Raw genomic sequence first — 17245 nt, 5'->3', positions numbered from 1 at the left:
CGGTGCCTGCCACTGCCATTTTCCAATAAGAAGTGAACCACCATCATGGGTAGAGTCGTTGCTGCTGCGGTCTACAGCGCCGGTAAGAAAATCACCAATATCACCCTCGACGAGGGCAGCGCCTGGGCTGCAAAACCAGGGCACTTTGTGTGGATCGGCCTGGAAGAGCCCAGTGTCCAGGAGCTGACCAATCTGCAGCGTCAGTTCAACCTGCACGAACTGGCGATAGAAGATGCCATGGAGAAGCATAGCCGCCCCAAGCTCGAGACCTTCGGCGATGCGCTGTTCATTGTCACGTATTCACCGATACGCAAGGACGGCAAGCTGCAGTTCATCGAAACCCATATTTTCGCCGGCAAGGGCTACATCATCACTGCCCGTAATGGACACTCGGCTTCCTACGCTTATGTCCGACAACGCTGTGAGGCTCGACCACTCCTGCTGGAGCATGGGGAAGATTTCGTACTCTATGCCATCCTCGATTTCGTGATTGAAAACTATCAGCCGATGGGTGAAGCCATTCATAACGAGATCGATGAGCTCGAGCACCACGTGCTGTGCAGTGCCTTGAACGAACGGGACATCCAGAAACTGCACAGCTTGCGTCGGGACGTGCTGCGCCTGCGCCGCTACGCAGCGCCGATGGTGGAAATCAGCGAGGAATTGCAGAAGCTGAACTTTCCTTTCATCGACAAGAACATGCGCCCGTACTTCCGCGATGTGCAGATCCACGTCACACGACAGATGGAAGACCTGACGACCTTGGCGGACATTGCCAGCCAGACCATCGAAGTCGGCGTGCTGCTCGAAGCATCACGCCAGAGCGTGGTGCAGCGCAAGTTCGCGGCATGGGCGGCGATCCTGGCGTTTCCGACGGCGGTAGCCGGGATCTACGGGATGAACTTCCAGGACATGCCGGAGCTGAGTTGGCACTACGGCTATTTCACGGTGCTGGGAGTAATTACCGTGGGATGCACCGCGCTGTGGGCCAGCTTCAAGCGGTCGGGGTGGTTGTAAGCAACTGCAAGCTGAGGATTGCACAACTTGCCGCTTGAAGCTTGCAACTTGCCGCTTACAGCGGCTTGTGAGCGACGAAACGCATCATCCACTCTGCCACGGTCGTGCCGTGATGCTCCTGTTCCAGGCTCGCCACGCCCTGGCTGTAGACCTGCTCGCCAAGGTGTTGCTGGCGCAGGTCAAGCAGCGCCCGGGAGTAATCGTGGATGAATTCGGGATGGCCCTGGAAGCACAGCACCTGATCATTGATGTGGTAGGCGGCATACGGGCAGAAGTCGCTGGAGGCGATGACCGTAGCGTTTTCGGGTAGCTGAGTGACCTGGTCCTGATGGCTGATCAGCAGAGTCAGTTCCTCCATTACCGGGCTCATCCATGGAGCCTTGGCTGCGAGCTTGTAGCGATGCGTGCCGACGCCCCAGCCCTGGGTCGCGCGTTCGGTCTTGCCGCCCAGCAACAGCGCCAGCAACTGGTGGCCGAAGCAAATACCCAACAGCTTGTCGCCACGTTGGTAGCGCTCCAGCAGATACTTCTTGAGGGTTTGAATCCAGGGATCGGTACCAAAGGAATCGGCCTTGCTACCGGTTACCAGGTAGGCGTCGAACACCTCATCATCGCTCGGGTACTGCCCTTCCACGACGTTGTACACGACGAAATCGGCCGCGACCGGCTGTTGTGAGAACAGCCGCTGGAACATCTGCCCGTAACCCTGATATTGATCGACCAGCTCCGGGCGCAGGATATCGGTTTCGAGGATGCAGATGCGTAGGGACATAAAAAATACCTGACACGGTGATGGGAATATTGCACACCCCAGAGCCTGCCTTGAAACACCCCGCAAGGCAAGCCCCCCCGCTGTCAGAACAATGACTGCCTGGCGGCTTTTTCCAGCAACAGGGCCGGGGGCGAGAAACGTTCGCCATATTGCTCGGCCAGGTACTGGGCCCGGGCGATAAAGTCCTGCAGGCCGTACTGGTTGATGAATTGCAACGCACCGCCGGTCCAGGTCGCGAAGCCGATCCCGAAGATCGAGCCAACGTTGGCATCGGCCGTCGACCTGAGCACGCCCTCCTCCACGCAACGCACGGTTTCCAGGGCCTGGATAAACAGCAAGCGATCACGGATGTCCTGGGGCGGAATCTGCCTGTCGACATCCTCGAAAAGGCGTTTGAGCTGCGGCCACAGATGTTTTTGTCCACCGACCGGGTATTCATAGAAACCGGCCCCGGCAGCTTTGCCCGGCCGCTGGTACTCCTTGAGCAACACGTCAATCACGGCGAACGCCGGATGCTCAATCGGCGTTCTCCCTTCTGCTTGAAGGTCCTTGGCGGTTTCGGCACGAATATGACTGATCAGGTTGAGGGAAACTTCGTCGGAAACCGCCAGAGGCCCGGCCGGCATCCCGGCCTTGCGGGCCTCGGTTTCGATCATCGGCGCACTCACCCCTTCACCGAGCATGGCGATGCCCTCATGGATAAAGGTGCCGAAGACACGCGACGTGAAGAAACCGCGGCCGTCATTGACCACAATCGGCGTCTTGTTGAGCTGCAGGACGAAATCGAAACCACGAGCCAAGGTTGCATCGCTGGTGTGAACGCCCCTGACAATTTCCACCAGGGGCATTTTTTCCACCGGACTGAAGAAATGCAGGCCGATGAACTTCGCCGGGTCGGCAATCGCAGCAGCCAGGCCGGTGATAGGCAACGTTGAGGTATTGGAGGCCATCACCGCATCCGGCCCCGCTACCGCATGGGCGGCCGCCGACACCCTGGCTTTCAGGTCACGATCCTCGAACACCGCCTCGATAATCAGATCGCAACCGGACAGCTGCGCATCGTTGTCAGTGGTATGAACCCGCGCCAGCGTGATTTCACGTTGCTGCACGGTGATCTGCCCGCGGGCGACTTGCTTGTCCAGCAGCGCGGCCAAACGGGCCTTGCCCTGCTCCGCGGCGGACAGATCGATATCCTTGAGGACCACCTCGATCTCGGCCAGGGCGCAGACACAGGCAATGCCGGCCCCCATCATGCCAGCCCCGAGCACAGCGACTTTTTTTGTCAGATAAGGCGCATACCCGTGCGGGCGCGAACCTCCGGCCTTGATCTCGTTGAGCTGGAACCAGAAGGTGCCGATCAGGTTCTTGGCGATCTGCCCCGTGGTCAATTCAGTGAAATAGCGGGTCTCGATCAGGTGCGCCGCGTCATAACCCACCTGGGCACCTTCCACCGCGGCACAGAGGATTTTCTCCGGCGCCGGCAAGCAGCCCTGGGTCCGGTTGCGCAGGATCGAAGGGGCAATCGCCAGCGTCTGCATGACACTCGGATCGGACGGCGTCCCCCCGGGAATCCGATAGCCCTTTACGTCCCAAGGCTGAACCGCGTCCGGGTTGGCGAGGATCCAGGCCCGCGCCTTGGCCAGCAGTTCATCACGATCAACCGCCAGCTCATCGATCAACCCGGCCTGCAGCGCTTGTCGAGGGCCAAACCGCTTGCCTTCGAGCAGATACGGCAAGGCCTTTTCCAGACCTAGCAGGCGCACCATCCGCACCACTGCGCCGCCGCCCGGCAACAGGCCCAGGGTGACTTCCGGCAGCCCGATCTGCACCGACGGATGATCCAGCGCCACTCGATGATGGCAAGCCAGGCAGATCTCCCAGCCGCCTCCGAGCGCCGCACCGTTGATGGCGGCGACCACTGGCTTGCCCAGTGTCTCAAGGACGCGCAACTGCGCCTTGAGCCCCAGGATCATCGCGTAGAAAGCCTTGGCCTCGGACTTGCCGACCGCGACCAGCTCATTGAGATCGCCGCCGGCGAAGAACGTCTTTTTGGCCGAGGTGATGATCACGCCAGCGATCGAGTCTCTTTCGGCAACCAGACGGGCAACACAGGCGGCCATGGCCTCACGGTACACAGCATTCATGGTATTGGCGCTCTGGCCAGGCAGGTCCATTGTCAGGACGACGATTCGGTCCTGGCCGGTTTCGTAACGAATGGCAGCGGTCATTGAGCAAGTCCTTCAGAGGCGTTCGATCACAGTGGCAATGCCCATCCCGCCACCCACACACAACGTCGCCAGGCCGTAGCGCAGGCGACGCACCTCCAGCTCATCGAGCAGGGTACCGAGAATGGCGCACCCCGTTGCCCCCAAGGGGTGCCCCATGGCGATGGAGCCACCGTTGACGTTGACCCTGGCAGGGTCGATGGCCATGTCCCTGATGAACTTGAGCACCACCGAGGCGAAGGCTTCGTTGACCTCGAACAGGTCGATGTCCTCCACCCGCAACCCGGCCTTGGCCAAGACTTTGCGGGTGGCCGGCGCCGGACCGGTGAGCATGATGGTCGGATCGGTGCTGGTGACGGCCGTGGCGATGATCCGCGCCCGAGGCTGCAGGCCCAAGGCGCGTCCCTTGGCTTCAGAGCCGATCAGCATCAGCGCCGCGCCATCGACGATCCCGGAACTGTTGCCGGGCGTATGCACATGGTAGATCCGCTCGACATGGCTATAGACCCGCAGCGCCGTGGCATCGAAGCCCATCTGGCCCATGGTTTCGAAACTCGGCTTGAGCCTGCCCAGGCCTTCGAGAGTGGTGTCGACACGGATGAACTCGTCGTGGTCCAGCAGCACGATGCCGTTCTGATCTCGAACCGCTACCAGAGACCTGTTGAAAGAGCCGTCGGCCCGAGCCCGCCCGGCTTTTTTCTGGGAGTTCAGTGCGTAAGTATCAACATCTTCGCGACTGAAGCCTTCCAGTGTGGCGATCAGGTCGGCACCGATGCCTTGGGGAACGAAGTGCCCTTGCAGGTTGGATTGCGGATCCAGCGCCCAGGCGCCGCCGTCGCTGCCCATCGGCACCCGAGACATCGACTCGACACCACCGGCCACCACCAGGTCCTCGAACCCGGAGCGCACTTTCATGGCGGCCAGGTTCACCGCTTCGAGGCCCGAAGCACAGAACCGATTGAGCTGGACACCTGGAACGCTGACATCCCAGCCGGCTATCAGGGCGGCGGTCTTGGCGATGTCGGCCCCCTGTTCGCCTACCGGCGTCACACAACCGAGCACGACGTCATCGACCTGACTGGTGTCCAGGTCCATGCGCTGCTGCAAGGCTTGAAGCAACCCTCCCACCAGGTTCACCGGCTTGACACTGTGCAGGGCGCCATCGGCCTTGCCCTTGCCACGGGGGGTGCGCAAGGCATCGAAAATCAAAGCTTGGGTCATGACATCCTCGAAACCACGACAGATAACGCGATGCTCCTACCATAAGCCCAGCGGCCCCGGATTCAATGACCCGAGCGCTCAAGGGCATTGACGACCACAGTCAGACGAACGGTAGCCTGCTATCGGGTTAACCGATTCAGGAACGCAAGCTGTCTAGCTAAAGGACCGGCAAGAAGGTGGCAATAGGCCTCATAGCTTTTTTATAACGACTTCTTCGAAACTGATACGAATTGGATCTAAGCCAACGCGGCTGCGGCCCCTAATGTAATCCTTGTACAAGAGAGTCGTCGGGTTTTGCCGAGGCGCTTGTCAGACAGGAAGTGCACTGCCAGCCGCCACGGAGTTATGAAGGCTGGCCTCAGGAAATAACAAAAAAGGCGGGTCAGCCATGTTCAAACACTCGAAAGTTCGTCAAGCCGGACTCATTCTCTTCGCCACCACGCTGCTATTGATTCTGCCGAATATTCCCAAGGTGATCGGCTGAGTATTGCGTGCGGGTGCCTGCATCAACCGTGAGCGGTATCGCTATCGATCGTGTCACTAAAAAATGTGACGGGCTCGTTGTTCGAGCGGCGTTGGCTGTGCCAACCTTGGCGCCACTCTCTCGACATGGAAAGCGATCCATTGAAAGCTCTCATCCTGCTCGGGGCGTTGTTGCTCAGCACGCCCCTGTATGCCGCCCAACTGGTACTGGAGCTGGGCGCGACTGCGCGTACCTGGCAAACCGAAGAACTGCTCAAGCATCCTGAAGCGCAAACGATCCAGATACCCGACGACGTTTCCTACAAGAAACCGATGAGCTATCGCGCCGTGCCACTGACGGCGCTGCTGACCGGTGTCCAGCCGGATGATCACCTGCAAGCCGTGGCCCTGGACGGTTTCGCCGCCGAGATGTCCGCGGCGCCATTACTCAACAAGAATGGCGCACGCGCCTGGCTGGCCATCGAAAATCCAGCCGCCCCTTGGCCATCCCTGGGAGAGGGCAAGCCCAGTGCAGGACCGTTCTACCTAGTCTGGACCGATCCTCAAGCGGGTCATATCAGCCCGGAACAATGGCCATATGCGGTAGCGAGCATCAAGCGCATGTCAGCCGTGGCCGAGCGCTTCCCCGCCCTGCTGCCGGCGCCCAGCCTGGCCAAGGATGATCCGATCAACAAGGGCTTCGCGGTGTTCCAGAAGAATTGCCTGGCATGCCATCGGCTCAATGGCGCAGGCGATGCACAGTTTGGCCCGGACCTGAATATTCCCTTCAACCCCACCGAATATTTCTCGGGGGATTTCCTCAAGCGCTATATCCGTGATCCCCAGGGGCTGCGTCACTGGCCCCAAGGCAAGATGCCGGCATTTTCAGCGGCCGTGCTGCCGGACTCAGAGCTGGATCTGTTGGTGGGGTATCTGAAGCATATGGCTGGGCGTAAACAGCCGTTGAGCCAATAAGACCATCCATGTGTGGCGAGGGAGCTTGCTCCCGCTGTACACGTTGCCCGATACATAGCGTGCCGGCACGCCCAGGCTGCGGGCGCAGGCCAGGAATACATGGGTATTACCTGCCTGTGCTCGGCTACAGGCTACATACATGAAAACGGCCAACCCTAAGGTCAGCCGTTGTGTTGTGGCAGGGTATGGACATCAGGCCTGGAGACGCCGGATTTCCTGCTTCACCCCCCAACCTTCGATGACGCCGCCCAAAGGCTCCACCACCGCTTCGAAGTCTTGCTCGAAATCTCCAATGTCATCGTAAGTGGCATACATCACCCGGCTCAGTTCCAATGACCAGGCACCGTCGTCCCGTGCGCTGATCTGTGCATTCAACGACTCACCCCGAAAATGACCCGCTGCCCTGCGCGCCCGCTCCTCGTCCGGGAAAATGGCATAGAACTCGATTGGATGGAATTGTGAGAAGTCGAACCCGCCTTCTTTCATGCGGCGCAGCACACGGGTGCTGATGTCTTCTTGATAGGCTGTGCTCATGAAACGTCCTCCTCAGATCGATGGATAGACTTTCCGTCTTCCCGTGCGGCAACCCGTGGATTGCAAGCGATACGGCATCAAATGACCGTCGGGACACAAGCATGTAGCTGACAAGACCGGACCTTGGCGATCCTTTCGCTGATCTCAATTGCAGAGTAGCTGCAAGTGATGGCCACTGCCAAGCGGGACCAGGCCATGAACTTCATGAAATCGGCTTAATGTTGATGATTTCGATGCTGTGCTGGGATTTGAGATTCTTGACCGTCGGCTCGGCCGTCCGCCCTTCCAGGTCGTTGAGGTCCAACTGGGCGGGCACCGGAAGCAACCTTTCGCGAATCAACTGTGCGGCCTGTTCCATAGTGGGCTCCTGGTCATAGTCGAACTGCTCGGCGATCGCTTCGCCGTGGTCATCAACGAACGTGATTTCCCACTTTTGCATTGCTGTCTCCTCGATCAAATCATGGCCGGGCTTACCTCTATCTCGACATTTCGGGGGGAATAATCGTTCCACCGAATACCTGAATGGCACCCGTGAAAAGACCGCCTCAAGGGCGGTCCCGGGATAGACATCCATCAGGCCTGCCGATTACTTCTCGGCACGCTCCCTCAAGGCTTTCAAGGTGTTGAACGGCGCATCCACCACGAATTTGTTGGCCAGCCAGGACGGTACATCACCACCGGGCTCAGTGTGGACCTGATAGGTCACTTCGATCTGGTCCGCGCCCTTCGGTGTGAATTTCCAGAAACCGTCGACCTGGATTACTCGCACAAACCCCTGCTCTTGCGGGAGGTAGGTCGGCACGCCCTTGAGGTTGCGGGTCAGGCTGCCATCGGCGCCTTCGACGGTGGTGACTTTCAGCACCGAATCCCGGGACGTGACCGGCCACGGTGTATTGAACTGGGTGTAGGTCCAGCTCTGGTTGCCTTCGTGCTTGAGCAGCTTCTGGGTCTTGCACTCATGGATCCAGGCGCAGGCACCCGAGACATCTTCCTGCAAGGCCCGCAACTTCGTCATGGTGGTCTTCATGACGGTCACGCCGCGATAGGCCTTGTACTTGGAGCCGGCCACTTCACTGAGGGAAACCTTGATACCGTCCTGCTCCTTGGCGACCTGCCAGTCTTGCGCCTGAGCAGTTGCGGTTGCCAGAAAAGCGGTCAAGCCACACAACACAGCCATACGATGCAGCGAACCCATAGTTTTTTTCCTTATTGTCGAAGTCCGGTCATTTGAATTTCGTCATTGGGCTTCGCATTCAGCCCTGTCCATTGACCCATTACACCGCCGTGGCCTGCTCCCACCACCCGATCAACCGGATGGCTTCCTCGCTGCTGTTGCCGCAGACCTCGATGTCGGCGGCGAACCCCGAGCACACCGCCGGACGTTCCGGCAGGCCGAAGATCCGGCACAAGTTATCGACCGACAATTGCACACAACGTTCTCCCGCCGGCTTGCCATGGGGCATACCCGGGATCGACGAGCTGATGGAGGGAGCAATGCAGCAGGCACCACAGCCTTCACGGCATTTCATGACGACAACATCCTCATGGGTAACGGCCCAATAACGGAACACAGAGTAACGGCTTAAACACTCGTTTGAAATTACCGTCTGCGTGTTTTTTCGCCCAATGGGAGATGACCGAACAGTCAGCGACGAATTGCCTTCACGCTCGAAGACTTATCGCTTGAATTCAAAATCCAGGGCCGCCCCCTCCACTTCCCGGCGCTCCGAATTACGCAGCGGCAGCTGCATTTCGTTATTCAGCAAACGGCCATTGAGCTGGAACGGGTCCGGCTTCTGCCCGAACATGGACGGTAACAACGGCTCACGCTTGGGTAGCGGTACCGTTCCGGGTGGTTGCAGTTTCTGAACCATGTCATGGGGCAGACTCAGATCCAGGTTGGCTGGCGGGAGTGGAGTCTTGGCAACTTCATGGGCAGATTTGCTCTTGGAAGCAATGGGCGCGCGTTTCTTCTGCGAGGAAGCCATTTTCCCGGCTGGCGCCTTCTTCGCTGCAGGTGGCTTCTGGGACACGCTATTCGATGGTTTTTTCGTGGCGCTGGCGGCCGGTTTTTCTTGCACCGAAGCCGCTACAACACCTGCGGCATGGAAGGCAGTCAGCAGGCCGATCAAAACCCAGGTGGCAGGAGCAATGGCTTTCATAGATACGACAGCACTTACGGCAGAGAAGTACATGCTGGCCTGATAATCCGATGCTGACAAGCCCGTCGATTCCTACAGAAAACCGCTGGCGGTCTCTTGGCACAATTGCGTGGCCAACAGCCCCAACGTCATCAAGGCCCGTTCCGCCTCGCGGTTCCAAGGGATTCCGCAGTTCAGGCGAATGCAGTGGTTGAACTGCTCGGTGTTACTGAAGATCAACCCTGGCGCGATACTGATTCCCTGTTGCAACGCCCGCACGTGCAACTCCTGGGTATTGACCCGCCCCGGCAGGCTGACCCACAGGATGAAGCCGCCGGTGGGGCGACTCATCTGCGTGCCTTCGGGAAAGTACTGCTGCACCGCCAACTGGAAAGCACTGAGATTCTTGCGGTATTCCTGACGGATATAGCGCAGATGGCGGTCGTAGCCGCCATTTTCCAGATAGGCCGCAATGCCCATCTGCGTGACGCTGCACGCTGAATGGGTACTGAACGTCTGCAGCCGCTGGATCTCCTGCTGAAACTTGCCGGCGATCATCCAGCCGATGCGTACACCTGGCGACAATGTCTTGGAAAAACTCGAACAATAAATGACCCGGTCCAGCCGATCATAAGCCTTGAGTGCTTTGGTGCGGCCCTGCTCGAACATCAGCTCGCCGTAGATGTCATCCTCGACAATCTGAATGTCGAAATCCGAAGCCAGGCGCAACAGTTGCTTCTGCCGCTCCTCGGGCATGGTGCCGCCCAGGGGGTTGCTCAGCCGCGTAGTCAGCACCAGCGCCTTGATCGACCATTGGTTGGCCGCCAGTTGCAGGGCCTCCAGGCTCATGCCGGTCACCGGGTCGCTGGGGATCTCGATGACTTTGAGACCCAACAGATCCGCCAGTTGCAGCAAACCGTAGTAAGTCGGCGATTCGGCGGCGATCAGATCCCCAGGCCGGGTCAGTACCCGCAGGGACATTTGCAGCGCATCCACGCAACCGTGGGTAATCACCACCTCGGAAGGGTCCACCACGACACCGGCATCACGCATGCGAATCGCCACCTGGCGACGCAACGGTTCGAAACCCGGGCTGAACATATAGCTGAACGCCCGCGGACTGTGGAAGCGCGTGACCTTGGCCAATTGCTGATGCAGTGCCCGTACAGGCAGGTAATCCACACTCGGCACCGCCGCGCCCAATGGAAATACCCCTTCGCGACGGGACTCGACCAGTACCTGCTGGATGATACTGCTGCGCGTGACCAACCCCGGACGCTCTACCCGGGCGATATCCGGTGTCGGCGCCGTCAGCGCCGGCGTCTGGTGCACGTAATACCCCGATTGCGGCCGGGCACGAATCAGCCCCTGATCCTCAAGGTTGGCGTAGGCCTGTAGCACCGTCGCATGGCTGACGTTGAGCTGCGAACTCATCTTGCGCACCGACGGCACACGTTCGCCGGGCTGATACACACCCCGACGGATGTCTTCGGCCAGTTGCTGAGCAATACGTTGGTAGAGCAAGAGGTTGGTCATGACGCAGCACTCGATTTCGCGGGCATGTTGTTCTTGTAGGAAACGATACCGGAACAGTTTAGAAGTGTACGGGGACAGTTGCCAGATTACTCGACCGTACAGTGCGGTGACAGCCCCAACTGTGCGCGAGTGTATGAGCCACGAGCACAAAAAAACCCGGCGCTCCTCAGAGGCCGGGTTTTCCAGTGACGCAGCCCTTAGCGAGCAGCGCCGAGCTGGCCCTTCTCATCGGAGAACACAATTTCAACCCGACGGTTCTGCGCCCTGCCACGCTCGGTGGCGTTGACGTCCACCGGGAACTCGTCGCCGTAGCCTTCGACCTGGATGCGCTTGTCATCGATCCCCAGATCTATCAGCACATCCGCCACCGCCTGCGCGCGGTCCCGGGACAGCTTGAGGTTCTCCTGCTTGCCGCCAGTGCTATCGGTATAGCCTTCGATGCGCACCACCCGCTTGGGGTTGAGTTGCAGGAACTGCACGATCTTGAGCACGACCCGGTTGGCCGAGTTCTTCAATTCAGCCTCGCCGGTGTCGAACAGCACATCACCGAGGGTCATTACCAGGCCGCGATCGGTCTGGGTGGTGGTCATCTCCATGATCTGCTCTTCCAGCCATTTGCCCTGTTGCTGAACACTGAGCAACTTGGATTCGCGCAACGCCAGTTGCAGGCGCTGGCGCTCCAGTTCGAGCTTCGCCGCACGCTCTTCGTTAAGCACCTGGTTACTGTGCTCCCGGGCGATTTCACTGTAGCGCTGGCTGAGGTAGGCGTAATGCAATACATCCTCGCCGCTGCCCCAGTAGCTGGACAGGCGATCGGCCCGGGCCAGCGACTCGCCAGCGCGAATCACATCCCTGGGCGCTGCGCGCAGGACGTTGGCGTCTTCCTTCACTTTCTGGAAATCGGTACTGGCTTTTTCCAGTGCCGCTTCACTGCGCTGACCCGCGCAGCCGTACAAGCTGGCCAGGCCCGCCAGGATCAAACCGCCAAACACATGGGAGGGCTTCATTGGGCATCCTCCCTCAGTTGTTTACGCAAGCGCTTGATGCGGGTGTCGAGCACGTTCAGTTGCTCCTGGCTCTTGAGGGTCAGCACCTTCGCCTCGGCCAGACGTGCGTCCAGCTCGGCCTGCTCGGCACGCATGCGTGCCTTTTTGTACGACTCATCGATCAGATTGGATTTTGCGCGGGCGAACTTTTCTTCCGCCAGCTTCAATTCAGGTACTTCGTCGGCGTTGGCGCCCACGGCCCGGGCTTGTTCCAAGGCCTGTTCAGTCAGGCGGATCTGTTCATTCGGCGCCGGATCGGCTGCGCAGCCCGCCAGAGCCAGAACGGCCAGGGCAGCGAAAAGAGGTCGAATAGTCACTAATATTCCCTACTGTTTTGGGGCGCCGACAGGTGGCTGCAACTGTGTGTTCCAACGCTCGAGATTGCGCTGCAACACAGCCTCCGTCAGGCCGGACGCGGCCAATTCTGTCATCTTTTGCGCCAGCTGTCCGCGCAACCATGGGTCGTTGCAGGCGGAGTCATGGGAAACCGCGACGTACAGCCCCGGTTTATCCACCGGTTGCGGAGCCGCTTGCAGGTCGTTCGCCATGCCCAGCGTCTGCGCCATTGCCAAGCCCGAGTAGCGCCCGGCGAGAACATATTCCACGTCCCCCAGCAGCAATTTCTGAAAGGCCTGGGTCAGGTTGGAGGTGCGGACCAGGGTCAATTTCTGCTCGGCAAAAAGACCGAATTCCTGGGTCATACGAGCCTTTTCCGACAAGGCACCGGGATGATCGTGCAGGTCCTCGGGCCGATTGATGACCAGTGGAGAATCCTTGCGGGTCCAGACCAGGTAATCGTTCTCCAGCACCGGAGGATGAACATAATCCAGGAAATCGAGCCAGGTGGGCGTCAGCGAAGCATCGGCGAGCAGGTCAATGCGCCCGCTGCGCACTTCCTCCAGCGCCTGGGCGCGCTTGCCGGCATAGAGCACGTCGACCTTGATGCCCAACTCTCCCGCCACTTGGACCAGCAGGTCGGCACTGGCACCGATCAAGTGCTTGGGATCCTGGGGGTCTTGCCAGAGGTAAGGCGGCGCATCAGGGCTGCCGGTGGCAATCAGCCGTTCACACTTGCCGGCGGCGACAGACAGGCCCGGGACACCCGCCAACGCCCACAGCAATGACCAGCCAGCCAAACGGCGAAGATCCATGGCGTTACGCTCCCCTTGAAAATGCAGACAATAAAAAGCCCGGCCTGAACCGTATTGCGGTCATTCAAGGATTCAGGGGCACCTTGAATGAACGGCACTACGGTCAAAGCCGGGCTCTTTATAAGTGAAGAGGCCGGATTAGACCAGCTTCTCCAACTCAGGGACTGCTTCGAACAGGTCCGCTACCAGGCCGTAATCGGCCACCTGGAAGATCGGTGCTTCTTCGTCCTTGTTGATCGCGACGATCACCTTGGAGTCCTTCATACCGGCCAGGTGCTGGATCGCCCCGGAGATACCGACGGCGATGTACAGCTGCGGCGCAACGATCTTGCCGGTCTGGCCGACCTGCATGTCGTTGGGTACGAAACCTGCGTCGACCGCAGCGCGAGAAGCGCCGACGGCAGCGCCCAGCTTGTCGGCCAGGGCGTACAGGTGCTTGAAGTTGTCGCCGTTCTGCATGCCGCGGCCACCGGAAACGACGATCTTGGCAGCGGTCAGCTCAGGACGATCGGACTTGGCCAGTTCTTCGTTGACGAAGCTGGAAATGCCGGCGTCGTGGGCCGCGCTGACGGCTTCGACAGCGGCGGAACCACCTTCGGCAGCAACCGGGTCGAAACCGGTGGCGCGGACGGTGATGACCTTGATCGCAGCGGTCGACTGCACGGTGGCAATGGCGTTACCGGCATAGATCGGACGCTGGAAGGTGTCGGCGCTTTCCACCGAGATGATCTCGGAGATTTGATCGACGTCCAGGGCCGCGGCAACGCGCGGCAGGATGTTCTTGCCGTTGGAAGTAGCGGCAGCCAGGATGTGGCTGTAGCCCTTGCCCAGCTCGGCTACCAATGGCGCAACGTTTTCCGGCAACTGGTGCGCATAGGCGGCGTTATCGGCCGACAGCACTTTTGCCACGCCGGCGATTTTCGCGGCGGCTTCGGCAACGGCGCCAGCGCCCTGCCCGGCTACCAGAACGTGGATATCGCCGCCGATTTTGGCAGCAGCAGCAACGGTGTTCAGCGTGGCCGGGGCCAGCGCATTGTTGTCGTGTTCAGCGATTACCAAGATAGTCATAGTTAGATTACCTTCGCTTCGTTTTTCAGTTTCTCGACCAGTTCAGCCACCGACTTGACCTTGATGCCCGCGCTGCGTGCAGCCGGCGCTTCGACTTTCAGGGTCTTGTTGGTGGAGGCGGTGGAAACGCCCAAAGCGTCAGGAGTCAGCACTTCAAGCGGCTTCTTCTTGGCTTTCATGATGTTTGGCAGGGACGCGTAGCGCGGCTCGTTCAAACGCAGGTCGGTGGTGACGATGGCCGGCAGTTTCAGGGAAACGGTCTGCGCGCCGCCGTCGATTTCGCGGGTCACGGCAACGCTGTCGCCGGACACTTCGACTTTCGACGCAAAGGTGCCCTGACCGTAGCCGCTCAATGCTGCGAGCATCTGGCCGGTCTGGTTGTTATCGCTGTCGATGGCTTGTTTGCCGAGGATCACCAGCTGTGGCTGTTCCTTGTCGACAACGGCCTTGAGCAGCTTGGCCACGGCCAGGGAAGTCAGCTCTTCGGCGGATTCGACGAGGATGGCGCGATCGGCACCCAGCGCCAGCGCCGTGCGCAGTTGCTCCTGGGCGGTGGTCGGGCCGATGGAGACGACGACGATTTCAGTCGCCACGCCTTTTTCTTTCAGGCGTACGGCTTCTTCCACGGCGATTTCGCAGAAAGGGTTCATCGACATCTTGACGTTGGCGAGGTCGACGCCGGAGTTGTCCGCCTTGACGCGAACCTTGACGTTATAGTCGACCACTCGTTTGACAGCTACAAGAACCTTCATGGATTCCTCGTTACTCTCCGGTGAAAAGAAAGTCGCCTAGGCGAACCTGGCGGTTGATGCTCATGGGCGCAAGGGCACCTCTAAAAACGCCGGCATGAACCACACATGACTCTTGCTCACGGAGTGAAGACCTTTCGTCGATGGGGACCGATGAGTCATTCATTATCGCGGCGTGTAAACTGCGCGTCCTAACACGCAGTACGTCACTTTGTGCTGCCTTCGCCCTGTCTTTAGAGGTGCTCTTGAAACCAACAGTCAGCCTACGGCGAGCGCAAAACCGCCCGTATCTTGACCGGAACGCCTATTCCGGTCAATACGGCAAAATGGCCAGTCATAAGCCGCACGTCGGTGATTTATCTGGGCTGCGGCTATTTCAAACAAACGTTTGTATTGGACCCTGAGAGTGGTGTAGATATAATGCGCCCCCAAGAGAGAAGCGTGGGTCATCCATTGTCGCTTTCGTCGTTTTCCCGAAGGAAACAATGGATGCAACGCCCAACCTCCAATTAGAAAAACCGTGAGCCTTGAGAGTAGGAGATAGCCTGTGGAACGCGAATACATGGAATTCGACGTGGTCATCGTCGGTGCCGGCCCCGCTGGCCTGTCTGCCGCCTGCCGCCTGAAGCAGAAGGCCGCCGAAGCCGGTAAGGAAATCAGCGTCTGCGTGGTGGAAAAAGGCTCCGAAGTCGGTGCACACATCCTTTCCGGCGCGGTGTTCGAACCCCGCGCCCTGAATGAACTGTTCCCGGACTGGAAAGAACTCGGCGCACCGTTGAACACGCCAGTCAAGCGCGATGACATTTATGTCCTGAGGAATGCCGACACTGCGAACAAAATCCCTGACTTCTTCGTGCCCAAGACCATGCACAACGAAGGCAACTATATTATTTCCCTCGGCAATCTTTGCCGTTGGCTGGCCCAGCAGGCCGAGAACCTGGGCGTGGAAATCTACCCGGGTTTCGCCGCCCAGGAAGCGCTGTTCGACGAAAACGGCGTGGTTCGCGGGATCATCACCGGCGACCTGGGTGTCGACCGTGAAGGCCACCCGAAGGAAGGCCTCTACACGCCTGGCATGGAACTGCGCGGCAAGTACACGCTGTTCGCCGAAGGCTGCCGTGGTCACATCGGCAAGCAGTTGATCAAGCGTTTCAACCTGGACAGCGATGCCGACGCCCAGCACTACGGCATCGGCCTGAAGGAAATCTGGGAAATCGACCCGGCCAAGCATCAACCTGGCCTGGTGGTGCACACCGCCGGTTGGCCGCTGGACATCATGGGTACCGAGAACACCGGCGGTTCCTTCCTCTATCACCTGGAAAACAACCAAGTGGTCGTAGGTCTGATCGTCGACCTGTCCTACAGCAACACCTACCTGTCGCCATTCGACGAATTCCAGCGCCTCAAGCATCACCCGGTGCTCAAGCAGTACCTGGAAGGTGGCAAGCGCGTCAGCTACGGCGCCCGCGCCATCTGCAAGGGCGGCCTGAACTCCCTGCCGAAAATGGTTTTCAAGGGCGGTGCGCTGATCGGTTGCGACCTCGGCACGCTGAACTTCGCCAAGATCAAAGGCAGTCACACCGCCATGAAATCCGGCATGCTCGCCGCCGATGCCGTGGCTGATCGCCTGTTCGCCGAGTCCGAAGGCGGTGATGAACTGACCGCTTATGTCGACAGCTTCAAGAACAGCTGGCTGTACGAAGAGCTGTTCGCCAGCCGCAACTTCGGCGCAGCGATCCACAAGTACGGCGCTATCGTCGGTGGCGGTTTCAACTGGCTCGACCAGAACATCTTCGGCGGCAAGCTGCCGTTCACCCTGCATGACAACAAGCCCGACTACGCTTGCCTGAAGCTGGCGGCCGATTGCAAGAAGATCGACTACCCGAAACCGGACGGCAAGATCAGCTTCGACAAACTCAGCTCGGTGTTCATCTCCGGTACCAACCATGAAGAAGAACAACCCTGCCACCTGAAGCTGACCGACCCGAGCATCCCCCTCGGCAAGAACCTGCCCTTGTACGACGAACCGGCCCAGCGCTACTGCCCGGCCGGCGTGTATGAGGTGGTGACCAAGGAAGACGGCGAGAAGCGCTTTCAGATCAACGCCCAGAACTGCGTCCACTGCAAGACCTGCGATATCAAGGACCCGGCCCAGAACATCACCTGGGTCTCGCCGGAGGGCGCCGGTGGGCCGACTTACCCGAACATGTAAGCCGATTCGCTGAACATCAAGGCTCCCGCAATGGGGGCCTTTTTGTTGCGTGCGGTTCTAACAACCACCTAAAACCGATGTGGGAGCCTGCTCGCGATAGCGTTTGATCATTCAACATCTACGTCGGCTGACATAC

The 17245-nt window shown here is 59.4% G+C and carries 17 protein-coding genes and 1 pseudogene; 3 read left to right on the top strand and 15 right to left on the bottom strand.

Annotated features, from left to right (window positions below; genetic code table 11):
* Positions 1-45: 45 nt before the first annotated feature.
* Positions 46-1017 carry a magnesium and cobalt transport protein CorA gene (locus tag FBX99_RS13465; RefSeq protein ID WP_144929484.1) on the top strand — a complete coding sequence of 324 codons (972 nt, stop codon included), beginning with the start codon at positions 46-48 and terminating at the stop codon, positions 1015-1017.
* Positions 1018-1072: 55 nt separating this feature from the next.
* Here FBX99_RS13465 and FBX99_RS13460 read toward each other — a convergent pair whose 3' ends face one another.
* From FBX99_RS13460 to FBX99_RS13450, 3 genes are all read right to left on the bottom strand, one after another.
* On the bottom strand, positions 1073-1789 hold the full coding sequence (locus FBX99_RS13460) for an amidotransferase (RefSeq protein WP_144929485.1): 717 nt from the start codon (positions 1787-1789) through the stop codon (positions 1073-1075).
* A gap of 83 nt (positions 1790-1872) precedes the next feature.
* On the bottom strand, positions 1873-4017 hold the full coding sequence (locus FBX99_RS13455) for a 3-hydroxyacyl-CoA dehydrogenase NAD-binding domain-containing protein (RefSeq protein ID WP_144929486.1): 2145 nt from the start codon (positions 4015-4017) through the stop codon (positions 1873-1875).
* A gap of 12 nt (positions 4018-4029) precedes the next feature.
* Entirely contained in the window at positions 4030-5235 is a 1206-nt protein-coding gene (locus tag FBX99_RS13450; RefSeq protein ID WP_145131779.1) for an acetyl-CoA C-acetyltransferase, read from the bottom strand.
* 609 nt (positions 5236-5844) lie between these two features.
* Between FBX99_RS13450 and FBX99_RS13445 the strand changes: the two genes are divergently transcribed.
* Entirely contained in the window at positions 5845-6672 is an 828-nt protein-coding gene (locus FBX99_RS13445) for a cytochrome c (RefSeq protein ID WP_178111930.1), read from the top strand.
* Positions 6673-6678: 6 nt separating this feature from the next.
* Here the strand turns inward: FBX99_RS13445 and FBX99_RS29170 are convergent.
* From FBX99_RS29170 to FBX99_RS13385, 12 genes and pseudogenes are all read right to left on the bottom strand, one after another.
* Positions 6679-6780, bottom strand: a pseudogene (locus tag FBX99_RS29170) (transglutaminase domain-containing protein); the annotation flags it as partial.
* Between the two features lie 84 nt (positions 6781-6864).
* Positions 6865-7206, bottom strand: coding sequence for a ribonuclease E inhibitor RraB (locus tag FBX99_RS13435; protein WP_053150289.1), 342 nt, complete (start codon positions 7204-7206; stop codon positions 6865-6867).
* A 202-nt stretch (positions 7207-7408) separates the two neighbouring features.
* Positions 7409-7645, bottom strand: coding sequence for a hypothetical protein (locus FBX99_RS13430; RefSeq protein ID WP_144929489.1), 237 nt, complete (start codon positions 7643-7645; stop codon positions 7409-7411).
* A gap of 147 nt (positions 7646-7792) precedes the next feature.
* Positions 7793-8401, bottom strand: coding sequence for an START domain-containing protein (locus tag FBX99_RS13425; protein WP_144929490.1), 609 nt, complete (start codon positions 8399-8401; stop codon positions 7793-7795).
* A 79-nt stretch (positions 8402-8480) separates the two neighbouring features.
* Positions 8481-8735, bottom strand: a complete 255-nt coding sequence (locus FBX99_RS13420; protein WP_047699159.1) for a YkgJ family cysteine cluster protein — start codon at positions 8733-8735, stop codon at positions 8481-8483.
* Between the two features lie 147 nt (positions 8736-8882).
* Entirely contained in the window at positions 8883-9368 is a 486-nt protein-coding gene (locus FBX99_RS13415) for a translation initiation factor 2 (protein WP_145131795.1), read from the bottom strand.
* A gap of 72 nt (positions 9369-9440) precedes the next feature.
* Positions 9441-10883, bottom strand: coding sequence for a PLP-dependent aminotransferase family protein (locus tag FBX99_RS13410; RefSeq protein WP_024776873.1), 1443 nt, complete (start codon positions 10881-10883; stop codon positions 9441-9443).
* 197 nt (positions 10884-11080) lie between these two features.
* Positions 11081-11890 (bottom strand): OmpA family protein, encoded by an 810-nt coding sequence (locus tag FBX99_RS13405; protein ID WP_144929491.1) that lies wholly within the window; start codon positions 11888-11890, stop codon positions 11081-11083.
* Positions 11887-12246, bottom strand: a complete 360-nt coding sequence (locus tag FBX99_RS13400) for a DUF4398 domain-containing protein (protein ID WP_144929492.1) — start codon at positions 12244-12246, stop codon at positions 11887-11889. The genes FBX99_RS13405 and FBX99_RS13400 overlap by 4 nt, the downstream gene beginning before the upstream one ends.
* Before the next feature lie 9 nt (positions 12247-12255).
* Positions 12256-13080, bottom strand: a complete 825-nt coding sequence (locus tag FBX99_RS13395; RefSeq protein WP_144929493.1) for an ABC transporter substrate-binding protein — start codon at positions 13078-13080, stop codon at positions 12256-12258.
* A gap of 138 nt (positions 13081-13218) precedes the next feature.
* Positions 13219-14148, bottom strand: coding sequence for an electron transfer flavoprotein subunit alpha/FixB family protein (locus FBX99_RS13390; RefSeq protein ID WP_144929494.1), 930 nt, complete (start codon positions 14146-14148; stop codon positions 13219-13221).
* Positions 14149-14150: 2 nt separating this feature from the next.
* Positions 14151-14900, bottom strand: coding sequence for an electron transfer flavoprotein subunit beta/FixA family protein (locus FBX99_RS13385; RefSeq protein WP_024776877.1), 750 nt, complete (start codon positions 14898-14900; stop codon positions 14151-14153).
* A 544-nt stretch (positions 14901-15444) separates the two neighbouring features.
* Here FBX99_RS13385 and FBX99_RS13375 point away from each other — a divergent pair.
* Positions 15445-17109 carry an electron transfer flavoprotein-ubiquinone oxidoreductase gene (locus FBX99_RS13375; RefSeq protein ID WP_144929496.1) on the top strand — a complete coding sequence of 555 codons (1665 nt, stop codon included), beginning with the start codon at positions 15445-15447 and terminating at the stop codon, positions 17107-17109.
* The last annotated feature ends 136 nt before the right edge of the window (positions 17110-17245 follow it).

Origin of the sequence: Pseudomonas sp. SJZ074, from assembly GCF_007828215.1 — a bacterium.
In the GTDB taxonomy this organism is placed as follows: domain Bacteria; phylum Pseudomonadota; class Gammaproteobacteria; order Pseudomonadales; family Pseudomonadaceae; genus Aquipseudomonas.
This window is presented reverse-complemented; position numbering and strand designations above follow the sequence as displayed.

Excerpts from the sequence above, each read along its gene's own strand:
- FBX99_RS13465 (WP_144929484.1), top strand. The coding sequence starts at position 46 with ATGGGTAGAGTCGTTGCTGCTGCGGTCTACAGCGCCGGTAAGAAAATC.
- FBX99_RS13460 (WP_144929485.1), bottom strand. The coding sequence starts at position 1,789 with ATGTCCCTACGCATCTGCATCCTCGAAACCGATATCCTGCGCCCGGAG.
- FBX99_RS13455 (WP_144929486.1), bottom strand. The coding sequence starts at position 4,017 with ATGACCGCTGCCATTCGTTACGAAACCGGCCAGGACCGAATCGTCGTC.
- FBX99_RS13450 (WP_145131779.1), bottom strand. The coding sequence starts at position 5,235 with ATGACCCAAGCTTTGATTTTCGATGCCTTGCGCACCCCCCGTGGCAAG.
- FBX99_RS13445 (WP_178111930.1), top strand. The coding sequence starts at position 5,845 with ATGGAAAGCGATCCATTGAAAGCTCTCATCCTGCTCGGGGCGTTGTTG.
- FBX99_RS13435 (WP_053150289.1), bottom strand. The coding sequence starts at position 7,206 with ATGAGCACAGCCTATCAAGAAGACATCAGCACCCGTGTGCTGCGCCGC.
- FBX99_RS13430 (WP_144929489.1), bottom strand. The coding sequence starts at position 7,645 with ATGCAAAAGTGGGAAATCACGTTCGTTGATGACCACGGCGAAGCGATC.
- FBX99_RS13425 (WP_144929490.1), bottom strand. The coding sequence starts at position 8,401 with ATGGGTTCGCTGCATCGTATGGCTGTGTTGTGTGGCTTGACCGCTTTT.
- FBX99_RS13420 (WP_047699159.1), bottom strand. The coding sequence starts at position 8,735 with ATGAAATGCCGTGAAGGCTGTGGTGCCTGCTGCATTGCTCCCTCCATC.
- FBX99_RS13415 (WP_145131795.1), bottom strand. The coding sequence starts at position 9,368 with ATGAAAGCCATTGCTCCTGCCACCTGGGTTTTGATCGGCCTGCTGACT.
- FBX99_RS13410 (WP_024776873.1), bottom strand. The coding sequence starts at position 10,883 with ATGACCAACCTCTTGCTCTACCAACGTATTGCTCAGCAACTGGCCGAA.
- FBX99_RS13405 (WP_144929491.1), bottom strand. The coding sequence starts at position 11,890 with ATGAAGCCCTCCCATGTGTTTGGCGGTTTGATCCTGGCGGGCCTGGCC.
- FBX99_RS13395 (WP_144929493.1), bottom strand. The coding sequence starts at position 13,080 with ATGGATCTTCGCCGTTTGGCTGGCTGGTCATTGCTGTGGGCGTTGGCG.
- FBX99_RS13390 (WP_144929494.1), bottom strand. The coding sequence starts at position 14,148 with ATGACTATCTTGGTAATCGCTGAACACGACAACAATGCGCTGGCCCCG.
- FBX99_RS13385 (WP_024776877.1), bottom strand. The coding sequence starts at position 14,900 with ATGAAGGTTCTTGTAGCTGTCAAACGAGTGGTCGACTATAACGTCAAG.